This is a genomic window from Mycobacterium europaeum (genome assembly GCF_034555895.2).
GTDB classification, from domain to species: Bacteria; Actinomycetota; Actinomycetes; order Mycobacteriales; family Mycobacteriaceae; genus Mycobacterium; species Mycobacterium europaeum.
Map to the genome: position 1 here is coordinate 1995717 of NZ_CP157315.1, position 15358 is coordinate 2011074.

A 15358-nucleotide genomic window follows, 5' to 3' on the forward strand; every position below is an offset into this window, starting at 1 on the left:
CAAACGGGTTACCGATCAGCAGCCCGACCCGCTACCAGCCTCTCGCGCAGACTCTTAGGCCGTATATCGGTCCAATTCTCGTCGATGCAATTTACACACACCTCATGATCGGCCTCGCCATACACCACCGGCCACCCCACGCGAACCTCAGCGAAATCCGGCCACAAACTGTGCTGTTCCGCGTCATTGACCACAACCACAAAACTGCCATTGTCATCATCGAATGGATTGATGCTCACCGATCCCCCAGACCGTCTAGCCGAGACACATGGTCCGCTCCAAACCATACGGCAGCACAACACCACCCGTCCCGAAAACTTTCCACAAACTCCTGTCCACGACCCATCAACACTCCTCACTAACGACGAGGCCCTGGGATCCAGCGGTTTGTGGGCGCATCGTGATTCGAGGATCGCTTCTTGTGGTGCGGTTTTGGGAACCCACTGCAAGCAACGCGCGGCCAGATCCAGATTCCGGCCCACATAAGCTGCCGACACAACGCCGCCACGGCATACCCAACCTGCTATCGACGCGGAGCCCGATGATCAACCTCCAGCATCTCGACCCCAACGAAAATTGAGTTGCGTCCTCGCTTCAGCCTCAGCCCATGCCGGCATCTCCGACAGGGTCTTTAGTCCTCAACCACCACGCACGATGTGATCAGAGCATGCGTGAATCACGTTGCGGCGCGCCATATCGCGAACCGCGCCGATGGCCGCTGGCAGCATTTCAAGAGCCGTACCCCAGCATGTCGCCCTCATTACGCAAACTCCGGTTCACGACTGCGGCGTCCGGCGAAAATATCGATCGCAACCGGCACGGGACTCGCCGCATCGAGCACGAGTCGCATACGACTGCGGTGGAACTTCGTCCGGCCGACCGTCGCCGGACCCAGCTGTGCTCCCCCGCAACGTCTTTTCGGCGGCAACGCGCAGTTTGATCGGACTGCGTCACACTCCAACTGCACTAAATCGCATGCTTGCGTTACAACTAACCGTAACGAAGCGGAACGGCGTGGCCGTCAGTACCCTTCCACAGCCGCTGGACTTACTCGAACTCTTGCAAGACACAGATTTGCCAATAAGCGCATCCTGATGCGAGCACTAGCAAGGCACGAGCCAGCATAAGTTGCTGTGGAATAGCTTGCGCACGTTGACGTTCCCACATCTAAGGCCGTCGGCTAGCGTCACGACCCGTAACACGGGATGGTGCGACGGCCAGCCCACAAACATAAGCACCACCATTGGCGCGACGAAGCGAACCAATGCCGGCACCCACTGAACTCTGGTCAATGACATCGACGCCGAGGACCGTCGGTTGGTGAGCGTGCGGGTCACGCGACCCTAGTGCGGGCATCTGCCAGTCGATTCACGTTACGGTCCAGTCGCAGAGGCGTGCGACGGCCTGATCTGGCTCGGCATGCGTTGATGGCTGCGCCGACCTCGTGGCTTACTTCGCCCGAGGCGAATCAGCAACAGACGCACTGAGATGCGTCAACTGCTAATCAACAATCCCAATATACCTAAGTCTCTAATAGTAGCTTTAGCCGTTTCCCATATATTCTGAGCGATTCGGTACTCAACATGTCATAATGTGTGCAGTCGACCGAATGCTCCGTAATGTCGCCAGCGACATAAGGTTGCCAACTTTGCAGCAAAGATGAATCCCGATTGCTTTCGCTACGTGCAGCAGAGAATATGACAATACTGCCGTCGAATACACCGGGAGCGTGCCGTAACAGATATAATTGATTAAGATTAACGCTTTGGATCATGGTTTCCAGCAGTTGCTTGGGCGGGAACATAAGATCCGCTGCTTCTTGTTGATGAATTAATCCCACCGCCCGCCGGTAGGTGAGGGGCACCGAATGCGGCGGAATTTCTATCCGGTGAGCTCGTAGGATGTGTTCCAGAACTTTGCCTTCGTCTAGGCGTTCGCTCCCCGCACTGACGCCGTTGGCACCTAATGCAGCATCTAGTAGAACGAGATGTTCGACTACACATCCTCGTCTGCGGAGTTCAATGGCGAGCTCGTGAGCTACGATGCCCCCAAAAGACCACCCGAGAATATTGTAGGGTCCGGCAGGATAAACGGCCTGGACCCTGTCAGCATAGCTGACCGCCAAGCTACGAATCGATCGCGGTTGAGGTTCGCCATTTTGCCCTATTTGGTTAATCCCAATAATCGGGCAATCCAAATAATCACCCAGAGCCCGAGTTGGCCAGCTAAGGCCGAAACCATCATGAATACAGAACAGCGGAACCCCGGTACCCTCCTTGAGTACTTCAACAGCAACTACCTCCACTGCCCCAGCATCGCTGGATATTCGCCGACTCAAGCTTCTCACGGTGGGGGCCTCGAAGATGGTGCGCACCGGAAGGCCCGCATTCAAGCCGGCGTTGATCGCGGTGATTAGGCGCATCGCCGACAGCGAATCCCCGCCCAGTTCGAAGAAGGAGTCGTCTACGCCGACCCGCTCGAGCCCCAACACTTGGGCGTAGATGTCGGCCAAGATCTTCTCGCTGTGGGTAGCCGGGGCGCGGTAACCATCGCCGATATATTCCGGGGCCGGCAGGGCACGTTTGTCGACTTTGCCGTTGACGGTCAGTGGTACGGCCTCGAGCACGACGACCGCGGCCGGCACCATGTGGGTCGGCAACCGCTCGGCTAGCTGGGCGCGGATCGCGCCGGGGTCGACCGTCCCAGAAGCGTGTTCGGTGACGTAACCCACCAGACGCTTGTCGCCGGGACGGTCCTCGCGGGCGATCACCACCGCCTGCCCAACCCCTTCCAAACTGGCTAACGCTGTCTGAATTTCGCCGAGCTCGATGCGATACCCGCGGATCTTGACCTGCTCATCGGCACGTCCCATATACCGCAGCTGGCCGTCGTCGCCCCAGCTCACCAGATCCCCGGTGCGATACATCCGCCCCCCGGCGCCCCCGAAGGGGCAGGCCACAAACCGTGACCCGGTCAACCCGGGCCGGCGCCAATACCCCACCCCCACGCCGCGGCCCGCCACATAGAGTTCGCCGACCACCCCAACCGGTACCGGGCGCAACCACTGATCCAGCACCAACAGGGCCGCCCCCGCCACCGGCACCCCAACCGGCGGAACCCCCGAACCCGCCAACAACGGGGCACTGATCGCCACACACATCGTGGTCTCCGTCGGCCCATAAGCGTTGACCAGCACCCGCCCGGGCGCTAAGCGATCCACCACCCCAGCCGGACATGCCTCACCGGCGACCACCAACGTCGCTGACCCCAACCCCTCCGGCGTGAGCATCGCCATCGCTGAGGGGGTTTGGGTGAGCACGTTGACCCGTTCAGCGATCAGAACGGCATGTGACTCATCCGGGGAAGCGGTCACCGTCTCGGGCACCACAACCAACCGGCCCCCGCCCAGCAAAGCACCGAAAATCTCCCACACCGAAACATCGAACGAGTACGAATGGCACTGCGACCACACCCGCTCTTGGCTCAAGTGCCCGTCCAGTGATTCCAGCAACTGGGTCACGTTCTGATGAGTAACGGCAACGCCTTTGGGAATCCCCGTGGTGCCCGAGGTGTAAATCAGGTAGGCGATATCATCCGGGGCTGGGCCCGGCGGTGGTGTGCTGGGCTGGGCGTCGACAGCGGGGTCCTCGACGTCGATCACCCGCATGCCATGACCGTCGAGAGCCGGCCGTAGGCCCGCCGTGGTCAAAGCTGCAATCGGCGCGGCATCGCTGAGCATGAACTCGATGCGGGCCGTCGGCAGGCCTGGGTCGATCGGCACATAGGCCGCCCCGCTCTTGAGTACCGCCAGGATCGCGATGATGGCCTGCGCCGACCGCGACATCAGTAGCCCCACATACTCACCAGGACCGGCGCCATGCGTAACTAACAAGTGCGCCAGGCGGTTCGCCGCCGCATCCAGCTCCCGATAGGCCAGAGAAAGGCCGCCACAAGTCAGCGCTACCGCTTCGGGTGTGCGGGCCACCTGGTCGGCCCACAACTGTGCGATCGAGACCGTCGGCGCGGCCGGGCGGGTCAACACACCTCGGTTTCCCCAGCCATCTAGGCGGGCATGTTCCTGCGCATCGAGCACATTGATCGAAGAGACGGGCTGCAAAGGGTCAGCAGTCATCGCCACCAATACGCGCTGGAATCGCCGGATCAAGGTTTGGATGCTCGCCGCCTCGAACACGTCGGTGCGAAATTGAACCGCACCGCCGATCCCGGCTGGCTCCCCCGCTTCGGTGAAGTGGTCGGCTAGCGAGAACGCCAAATCCATACGCGCAGAGCGGGTATCGGCTGGCAGCGGGCTGACGTGCATATCGCCCAAGCTGAAGTCCGTAATAGCATTGTGGTGCCCGGGCAGGTTCTGCCAGATCAGCATCACCTGCACCAGCGGGTGATGGGCCAGCGAGCGGGTGGGGTTGAGCCGCTCCACCAATACCTCAAAGGGCACATCCTGATGCTCAAATGCGGCCAGACTGCGCGCCCGCACCTGCCCCAACAGCTCGGCCACACTGGGATCCCCGCCCAGATCGGCCCGCAACACCAACGTGTTGACGAAAAACCCGACCACCTCATCGAGCGCCGGGTCGCGGCGCCCAGCAATCGGGAAGCCGATGGCCACATCGGCGTTGGCGCTCAGCTTGGCCAGCAGCACGGCCAGCGCGGACTGGATCACCATGAAACTGGTCACCTGATACGCGCGAGCCACCCGCGCGATCTGCTGCTGTAGCTCCGCCGGCCACTCCACGGTGATGCTGGCACCGCGGTGATCGGCCACCGCCGGATACGGCCGATCCGTGGGCAATACCAGTCGCTCGGGCATCCCGGCCAACGCGCCCTGCCAGTAGGCCAACTGCGCGCCGATGCGACTGTGCGGATCCTCGAGATCCCCGAACTGGGCGCGCTGCCACAATGTGTAATCGGCATACTGCACCGCCAACGGCAGCCAACTGGGGGCTTCGCCCGCGCACCGGGCGGCATACGCCATACCCACATCGCGCACCAACGGAGTCACCGACCAGCCGTCCGCGGCGATATGGTGCACCACCGCCACCAACACATGCTCGTCCTCGGCCACGTGGAAAAGCCATGCGCGGAAGGGGATCTCGGTTGCCAGATCGAATGTATAACGTGCTGCGGCCTCGATCGCCTCGTGCAGCCGGGTATCCGACCACCCGGTGGCGTCGACGCCGCTCCAGCCCAACTCGGCCTGCTCAGCGGGAATCACCAGTTGCTCGGGTATGCCGTCGACCGCGGGGAACACCGTGCGCAGACTCTCATGCCGGCCCACCACATCGACCAGCGCCGCTCCCAACGCGTCGGTGTCAAGCTTGCCTTGCAGGCGCACGGCCACCGGCATGTTGTAGACCGGGGATGGGCCCACCAACTGATCGATAAACCACAACCGGGACTGAGCAAACGACAACGGCAGCCGCCCCGGACGCGCGCCGGCCACCAACGGCACCAATCCACCGGCGTCCCGACCGATGCGGGGCGCTAACTGCGCGATGGTGGGCGCCTCGAACACCGCACGTACCGAAAGACCCGCATCCAAGCCAGTGTTGATTGCATCCACGAGACGCATCGCCGACAGCGAATCCCCACCCAACTCGAAGAACGAGTCGTCTACTCCCACCCGGTCGACCCCGAGCACCTGCACATAAATCGCTGCCAACACCTCCTCGAGGACACTGCCAGGGGCGCGATACCCATCGGCATCGGTGTACTCCGGGGCCGGCAACACACGGGTGTCGAGTTTGCCGTTGACCGTCAGCGGGAGGGCGTCGAGCATTACGATTGCGGCCGGCACCATATAGGTTGGCAGGCGCTCCGCCAGCTCGGCGCGGATCGCGACGGGATCGACCGTCCCGGTCACATAACCCACCAGGCGCCTAACATCGGGCCGGTCCTCCCGGACGAGCACCACCGCCTGCTCCACCCCAGTCAAACTGGCTAGCACTGCTTGGATTTCACCCAGTTCGATGCGATGCCCGCGGATCTTGACCTGCTCGTCGGCGCGGCCCACATATCGCAACTGGCCGTCGTCGGCCCACCGCACCAGATCCCCGGTGCGATACATCCGGATCCCGGCGCCGCCGAACGGGCACGCCACAAACCGCGACGCGGTCAACGCCGCCCGGCGCCAATACCCCACCCCCACACTGCGACCCGCCACATACAGTTCGCCGACCACTCCGGGAGGCGCCGGACGCAGCCCGCCATCGAGCACAAACAACGCGGTCCCTGACACCGGCGAACCGATCGGCGGTACCCCCGAGCCAACGTCAAGTGGGCAGCCAACCGTCACGTTGACCGTGGTTTCCGTTGGACCGTACTCATTTATCAAGGTGCTGGTGGCGGCATACCGGTCCACCACCTCCGCAGGGCAGGCCTCGCCGCCGACAATCAGCGTCACCCCGTCAAGTCGGTCAGGCGGCAAAGCCGCTAGTGCTGAGGGTGTCATCTTTGCGTGAGACACTTTCTGCTCTGCTATTAGCTTTGCCAATTCTTTGCCCGGCAGCGCCTGCTCGGCGTCCGGAATCACCGCAGCAGCACCCGTCAATAAGGCAAACCACATATTCCCGACGGACGCGTCAAAGACCAACGGAGCGAACTGCAAGATTCGGCTATCGCCCCTGATAGCAACGCGCTCAGCATGTGTCGCAACCAGATCGGCGATGCCCACATGGGTGACGGCGACCCCCTTGGGGACACCGGTCGTGCCCGAGGTGTAGATGATGTAGGCGATGTTGTAGGCATCCGGGCAGGGCCGCGAGACGGCCGGTTGGGCGTCGATCACGGGGTCATCGACATCGATGACCGACAGGTGGTATCCGTCTAGCCGCGACCGCAACTCGGTGGTGGTGATGGCCGCCGTCGGGGCGGCGTCGGCGAGGATGAACCCGATACGGGCGTCTGGATCCATCGGATCGATCGGCACATAGGCCGCTCCGCTCTTCAAGACCGCCAGGATGGCGGTGATGGCCTGCGTGGAGCGAGGCAGCAGCACTATCACCACATCACCGGGCCCCACGCCCCGGCTGGCTATGAGATGCGCCAACCGGTTGGACGCCTCATCGAGTGCACGGTAGCTCAGGGTGCGGCCTTCGTATACCAGCGCCACTGCCTCGGGTGTGTTGGCGACCTGGGCGGCGAACGCCTGCGGGATGGAGACCGGTGGGGCGGCGGAGCGGCTCAATATCGCCCGGTTGCCCCAGTTATCCAGACGGGTGTGTTCATGCGCGTCGAGCGCGTCGATCGAGGACACCGGCTGGGAGGGATTGACCATCATAGCCACCAGCACGTGGCCCAATCGCCGCATCAGAGTGCGGATGCTGTTGGGGTCGAACACGTCTGTGCGAAACTCCACCGCGCCCCTGATCCCGGCGGGCTCACCCGCCTCCGTGAAGTGTTCGGCAAGCGAGACCGCCAAATCCATACGGGCAGTGTGGGTGTGCACTGGGAGCGGGCTGACCTTCACTTTCCCCAAGCTCGGATTGTCGAGATCGTTGTTGTGCCCGGGCAAGTTTTGCCAGGCCAGCATTACCTGCACCAGGGGGTGATGTGCCAGTGAGCGGGCCGGATGCAGGTGCTCCACCAAAGCCTCGAAGGGCACGTCTTGGTGCTCGTAGGCGGCGAGGCTGCGGGCGCGCACTTGGCCGAGGAGTTCGGCCACACTGGGGTTCCCGGCCAGATCGACGCGTAATACCAGGGTGTTGACGAAGAACCCGACCAGCTCATCGAGGGCGGGGTCGCGTCGGCCGGCGATCGGGAACCCGACGGCCACATCGGTATTGGCGCTGAGTTTGGCCAACAAGACTGCCAGGGCGGCCTGGATCACCATGAAATTGCTCACGTGATGCGCGCGGGCCGCCTGCGTGATCTGCTGCTGCAACTCAGCGGGCCACTCGATCGCGATCCTGGCTCCACGGTGATCAGCCACCGCCGGATATGGCCGATCGGTCGGCAAATCCAGGCGTTCGGGCATGCCTGCCAGCGCGTGCTGCCAGTAGGCGAGCTGCCCGCCGATGCGGCTGTGTGGGTCTTCGAGGTCGCCGAGTTGGGTGCGTTGCCAGAGTGTGTAGTCGGCGTATTGCACCGCCAACGGCACCCAGGTTGGGGTCTGGCCTTGAGCGCGGGCGGTATAGGCCGTACCCAGATCTCGTATCAGCGGGGTGATTGACCAGCCATCGGCGGCGATATGGTGGGCCACGGCCACCAACACATGCTCATCTGAGGCGAGGCGGAAAAGCTGTGCCCGCAAAGGGATCTCGGCGGCTAGATCAAACGTGTAGCTGGCCACTGCGGTGATGTCCTCCCCCAGCCGGGTCTGCGACCAGCCGGTCGCATCCACGACGTCCCAGCCGAAGTCGGCCTGCTCGACCGCCACCACCTGCTGCTGGGGGGTCCCATCAACCGCGGGGAACAGGGTGCGCAGGCTTTCATGGCGGGCCACCACATCACCGATCGCGGCCGCCAGGGCGTCAACGTCGAGTGGTCCCGTTAGGCATACCGCGATGGGTATGTTGTAGACCGCCGACGGGCCCAGTAGCTGGTCGATGAACCACAACCGGGACTGCCCAAATGACAACGGCACCTGCTCCGGACGTGGGCCGGCCACCAGCGGGGCCAGCCCACCCCCACCACCGGTCTGGATGCGGGGTGCTAGCTGGGTGATGGTGGGCGCTTCGAAGATGGCGCGTACCGACAGGTTGGTATCCAGGCTGGTGTTGATGGCGGCGGTCAGGCGCATTGCCGACAACGAATTCCCACCGAGGTCGAAGAAGGAGTCATCGACCCCGACCCGCTCGAGGCCGAGAATCTGGGCGTAGATGCCGGCCAGGATTTCTTCGGTCAGAGTACCCGGGGCGCGATAACGACTGGTATCGGTGTAGTCGGGTGCGGGGAGGGCGCGCGTGTCGAGTTTGCCGTTGACCGTCAACGGCAACGCTTCGAGCACTACGATCGCGGCTGGCACCATGTAGGACGGCAACCGCTGCGCCAACTCAGTGCGGACGGCGACCGGATCGACTGTGCCCGAGTCGGATTGGATGATGTATCCGATTAGGCGTTTGTCGCCGGGGTGGTCTTCGCGGGCGATCACCACCGCCTGCCCCACGCCGTCCACGTTGGCGAGGGTGGTGCGGATTTCGCCGAGTTCGATGCGGTATCCGCGGATTTTGACCTGCTCATCGGCCCGGCCCACATAGCGCAGCTGGCCATCAGCACCCCAGCACACCAGGTCTCCGGTGCGATACATCCGTGTCCCTCGCACCACGGTGAAGGGGCAGGCCACGAACCGCGATGCGGTCAATGGTGCCCGGCCCCAATACCCCACCCCCACGCCATGACCGGCCACATACAGTTCCCCGACCACCCCGGCCGGCACCGGCTGCAGCCACGGGTCGAGCACGAACAGCGCTGCCCCTGATACCGGCGACCCAAGCGGCACGGCACCCGTGCCCGGGGTGAGCGGGGCACTCATCGCCGCATACACCGTGGTCTCGGTCGGGCCGTAGGCGTTGAGCATCACCCGCCCGGGCGCCCATCGCTTCACCACCTCCGGCGGGCACGGCTCCCCACCGACCAGCAGCGCCACGGACTCCACCCCCTGCGGGGACAGCGCCCCTACCGCCGAGGGGGTCTGGGTGAGCACGCTGACCCGTTGCTCGACCAGCAACGCATGCAATGCCTGCGGGGAGGCGGTCACCGATTCGGGCACCACCACCAACCGGCCCCCGCCCAGCAGGGCACCGAAAATCTCCCACACCGAAAAGTCGAACGCATAGGAATGACACTGCGTCCACACCCGCCCCGGCCCCAGGCCCGCGTCCAAAGAATCGATCAATTGCGCGACATTGCCATGGGTGATCGCCACGCCTTTGGGGACACCGGTGGTGCCCGAGGTGTAAATCAGATACGCCACATCCCCAGGCGCGGGCCCCGGGGGTGGGGTGGCCGGCTGGGCGCCGATCACGGTGTCGTTGACATCAATCACCACCGGCAGGTCATGACCATCCAGCCGCGTGCGCAATTCAGCGGTGGTCACCACGGTGGTCGGGGCGGCGTCGGTGAGCAGGAACTCGATCCGCGCGGCCGGCCATCCTGGATCGATCGGCACATAGGCCGCCCCGCTCTTGAGTGTCGCCAGGACCGCGATGACGGCCTGTGCGCAGCGCGGCATCAGCAATCCCACGCGTTGTCCGGGGCCCGCCCCTTGGGCAACCAGCCAGTGCGCCAACCGATTCGCCGACTCATCGAGCTCCCGATACGTCCACGACCGGTCCCCGAACGTCAACGCCCCCGCCTCGGGGGCGCACGCGACCTGGGCGGCGAACACCTGCGGGATCGACACCCCCGACGCTGCTGCCATCGGCTGGTCCAACACCGCCCGGTTACCCCAAACCGCTAGTCGGGCATGCTCATCGGCGTCGAGCACCCCGACCGAGGACAACAGCCGCTGCGGGTCGGCGGTCATCGCCGTCAGCACGCGCTGGAATCGTGTGATCAGCAACTCGATGCTGTTGGGGTCGAAGATATCGTTGCGAAACTCCACCGTGCCACTAATCCCAGCTGGCTGGCCCGCGTCGGTGAAGTTTTCGGTCAGGGAGAAGGTCAAATCCATGCGCGCGGTGTGGGTTTGCACTGGTATGGGGTTGGCTTGCAGATCCCCCAGGTCCAAGTCGGTGGGGTTGTGGTGTTGGAAGGCCAGCATCACTTGGACCAGCGGGTGGTGGGCCAGGGAGCGGGTGGGGTGCAGTCGTTCCACGAGTACTTCGAAGGGCACGTCTTGGTGCTCAAAGGCGGCCAGGCTGCGGGCGCGCACCTGGCTAAGGAGTTCGGCGATGCTGGGGTCGCCGGCCAGATCGACGCGTAGCACCAGGGTGTTGACGAAGAACCCGACCAGCTCATCCAGAGCGGGGTCGCGCCGGCCGGCGATCGGGAACCCCACGGCCACCTCGGTATTGGCGCTGAGTTTGGCCAGCAGCACCGCGAGGGCGGTTTGGATGACCATGAAACTGGTCGCATTATGCGCGCGGGCTACTTGGGTGATTTGCTGCTGCAACTGCGCGGGCCAGTCGATGGTGAGGCTGGCTCCGCGATAATCGGCCACCGCCGGATACGGCCGATCCGTGGGCAACACCAGCCGTTCAGGCATCCCGGCCAACGCGTGCTGCCAGTAAGCCAACTGCCCGCCGATCACACTATCGGGATCCTCTAAGTCACCGAACTGCTCACGCTGCCACAGCGTGTAATCGGCGTACTGCACCGCCAACGGCACCCAACCCGGAACCTGGCCCTTAGCCCGAGCGGCATAGGCCACACCCAGATCCCGTATCAGCGGAGTGATCGACCAACCATCAGCAGCAATATGGTGGGCTACGGCCACCAACACAAACTCATCGACGCCCACCCGGAAAAGCTGCGCCCGCAACGGAACCTCGGCCCCCAGATCAAACCGGTGGCGTGCTGCGGCCTCGATCGCCTCGTCCAACCGGGTAACCGGCCAGTTGCTGGCATCGATCACCGCCCAGCCGAAATCGGCCCGCTCAACCGGCACCACCTGCTGTTCGGGAATCCCATCAACCGCGGGGAAGACGGTGCGCAGGGTTTCATGGCGGCCCACCAGATCACCGAGCGCGGCCCCCAGGGCGTCAACGTCGAGTGGTCCCATTAGGCGTACCGCAACGGGCATGTTGTAGACCGCAGACGGGCCCAGCAACTGGTCGATAAACCACAATCGCGACTGGGCAAACGACAACGGCACCCGCTCCGGACGTGGGCCGGCCACCAGCGGGGTCAGCCCGCCCCCGGCGTTGGCGGCGATGCGGGGCGCCAACTGCGCAATGGTGGGCGCCTCAAACACCGCCCGCACCGACAAGTCAGCATCCAAGCTGGTGTTGGTCGCGGCGATCAGCCGCATCGCCGACAACGAATCCCCACCGAGATCGAAGAAGGAGTCGTCGATCCCGACGCGCTCCAACCCAAGGACTTCCTCGTAGATGCCGGCCAGGATGTCCTCGACCAGACTGCCCGGGGCCCGATACTGACCACCGGTGTATTCCGGGGCGGGGAGGGCGCGGGTGTCGAGTTTGCCGTTGACGGTCAACGGCAGGGTGTCGAGCACTACGATCGCAGCCGGCACCATATAAGACGGCAACCGGTCCGCCAACTCGGCGCGCACCGCCACCGGATCCACCGTGCCCGAAGCGGATTCAGTGACATAGCCGACCAGACGCTTATCACCGGGGTGGTCCTCGCGGGCGATCACCACCGCCTGCTCCACACCGTTCACGTCGGCGAGGGTGGTGCGGATTTCGCCGAGTTCGATGCGATACCCGCGGATTTTGACCTGCTCATCCGCGCGGCCGAGATACTGCAGCTGCCCGTCAGCACCCCAACACACCAGATCCCCGGTGCGATACATCCGCGCCCCCGGCGCTGCGGCCCCGGTGAAGGGGCAGGCCACGAACCGCGATGCGGTCAACGGTGACCGGCCCCAATACCCCACCCCCACACCGGCACCGGCCACATACAACTCCCCCACCACCCCCACCGGCACAGGACACAACCACCCGTCCAACACAAAAAACGCCGCCCCCGACACCGGTGACCCAATCGGCGGGGCACCCACCCCAGCAGCCAGCGGGATACTCTTGGATGCCCACATCGTGGTCTCGGTCGGCCCGTAGACATTGACCATCACCCGCCCCGGCGCCCACCGATCCACCACCTCCGCCGGACACACCTCGGCGCCGATCACCAGCGCCGCCGAGTCCAAACCATCCGTCGAGAGCACCCCCACCGCAGAGGGAGTCTGAGTGAGCACACTGACCCGCTCAGTCACCAGCAACGCGTGAAAATCATCCGCAGAACGGGTTAGCGCTTCGGGCACCACCACCAACCGTGCCCCATGCAACAACGCACCCCAGATCTCCCACACCGAAAAGTCAAACGCATACGAATGAAACTGCGACCACACCTGCCCCGGCCCCAGCCGCACACCCATCTCCAACGAATCAAACAACTGGGTCACATTGCGATGCGTGACAGCAACACCTTTAGGCACACCGGTCGTCCCCGAGGTATAGACAATGTGCGCGATATCGTCGACCGCCGGACCCGGCAACGGTATAGCCGGCTGGGTATCCACAACAGGATCATCAACATCAATGACCGGCACACCATGACCATCCAGCCGTGACCGCAACCCGGCGGTGGTCAACACCATCACCGGAGCCGCATCAGCGAGCATGAACCCGATCCGCGCCGCCGGCAGCCCAGGATCGATCGGCACATACGCCGCCCCCGACTTCAACACCCCCAGGATCGCCACGACCGCCTGCGCACAGCGAGGCAACAGCAACCCCACACACCCACCCGGGCCAACACCATGGGCAAGTAGCCAGTGGGCCAACCGATTCCCGGCCGCATCCAGCTCCCGATACGTCCACGACCGGCCCCCAAAACTCAGAGCTACCGCCTCCGGGGACCGCGCCACCTGCGCGGCAAACGCTGCCGGAATCGACACCCCCGAACCCACCGCACGGCCCAACACCCCCCGATTCCCCCACCCAGCCAGACAGGCGTGCTCCGACGCGTCGAGCACCTCCACCGACGACAGCAGCCGCGACGGATCAGCCGTCATTTCGGCCAACAGCTGCTGTAAGCGGTTGGCTAAGTAGGAGACGTCGAAACTGGCAAACGGCTGCCCAGCGCCGGCCGTGCTCAGGAAAAGCTGGTCACCGTCGTGAGAAAAGATCAGACCAAAGCCGTCGACGAGGCCAGAATTGGTGTACGACGCCGAGGCGGTCACTCCACCGAACGGCAAGGTGAATCCGGCCGGGATGAAATTGACGCTCACGCGATCGATTGATCGCACGGGGCCGTGGGGCTGGGCTTTGCGTTCGAGCGCCTGCACTGGAAAACGCTGATGCCGCAGCGCTTCCCGTATCCGCGTGTCGACATGCTCACAAAAGCTGGCAATCGGAGAAGCTGGTGATGCAGTCAACACCAGCGGCACAAACCCGGCGACCATCCCGGGAAGCGTCTTCGACTCCGGACTCACCCGTCGGCTGACCGGGAAATCGAGCACCACCTCGGACCCGCTACCCGACCATCCCCGCACCAACAGCGCACACGCCGCAGTAATGATCGATGTGCGAGACATATTCCACGCCTCGGACAAGTCATCGACTCTGCGCAGGACCCCGAGGTCCAACCCGACCGGCGCCGAAGGCCATGGGTCACGCTTCCCTTCAGCATCGGAAAACCGATAATGAGATCCGCATTCGGAGGAAAGATTCTGGGTCCAATAGGCCTCGTCGTCACGATAATCGGTCGAAGTCTCATACTCCAACTCACAGTCAACCAAGTCCTTCAACGAACCATAGAAAGCAGAAGGAATGGAAGCACCCGAATTAATTGCAGAATAGATGGATGCGATTCGGCGGCCAACAAGCGCAACCCCGAATCCGTCGATGACTATGTGGTGGCAGCATGCGAAGAAATAGAATTGATCACGCTGCGCTTGGAATAATGCGAACCTGAAAAGCGGGCCGCTCAGCGGCATGGGCTCGCTTTGGATCGATGACGCGATGTTACGGATTTCCTGCACGGAGTCCTCCGCGCAGCTCAGATCGTAAAAGGCCAATTCGACTTCGGGGTAATCGACTACCCGTTGGAAAACCTGGCCGTGCGACTGAAAGAAGGCAGCCCTGACTGGCTCGGCCTCGTGCACCACCCGTCGGATCGCCCAGTGCAAGGACTCTCGGTCGACCGTCCCCTCGATCCGAACCAACAGGCCCAGCTGCCATTCGATACTGGAGTGACCCGTTTCCTGGGCAAGCCAGATGTCTAACTGTCCGCGCGTCAGCGGAAACACCCGGTCGTCGACTTCCATCCGACCCACCAACCCAAGTGGCTTACCGATCAGCAGTCCGACTCGCCACCTACTCGGCCTCTTCTACAACTCTCAGGGCGAATATCGGTCCGATTCTTTTCAATGTAGTCGCCATACGCCGGACGGTCGGCCGTACCGACCACCCACGACCCAGTCGAATGTCAGCGAAAGCCGGGCACAGACTGTGTTGCTCCTCATCATCGGCTACGACGTAAAAAGTGGCATCCCCATCACTGAATGGACTGATGCTCACCGATCCTCCAGACCGTCTACCCGAGGTAACTGGCCAACTGCAAACCGGCCGGGAGACCAAAACGGTCAGGCCGTGATTTCCACGGAAGCTCTTAACGTGACCCATTTAGACTCCTCCTACCCCAGTAATCGGTGAACAAGCGCTGGCCCTTCACAGTCGTAACCTCGTCCTCACGCCGAAATCCCGGTCCCTAAGCA

At 63.4% G+C, this 15358-nt stretch carries 2 protein-coding genes and 1 pseudogene; all 3 read right to left on the reverse strand.

Features of this window, described 5'->3' with window-relative positions; all coding sequences use genetic code 11:
- Nucleotides 1-8: 8 nt before the first annotated feature.
- Entirely contained in the window at nt 9-239 is a 231-nt protein-coding gene (locus U8D42_RS09290) for an MbtH family protein (RefSeq protein WP_322861686.1), read from the reverse strand.
- A 1283-nt stretch (nt 240-1522) separates the two neighbouring features.
- On the reverse strand, nt 1523-14908 hold the full coding sequence (locus tag U8D42_RS09295; RefSeq protein WP_348636946.1) for an amino acid adenylation domain-containing protein: 13386 nt from the start codon (nt 14906-14908) through the stop codon (nt 1523-1525).
- A gap of 29 nt (nt 14909-14937) precedes the next feature.
- Nucleotides 14938-15161, reverse strand: a pseudogene (locus U8D42_RS09300) (MbtH family protein).
- Nucleotides 15162-15358: the final 197 nt, after the last annotated feature.

Bases quoted from the DNA above. Each gene is read 5' to 3' on its own strand.
- U8D42_RS09295 (WP_348636946.1), bottom strand. From the start codon at position 14,908: ATGGAAGTCGACGACCGGGTGTTTCCGCTGACGCGCGGACAGTTAGAC.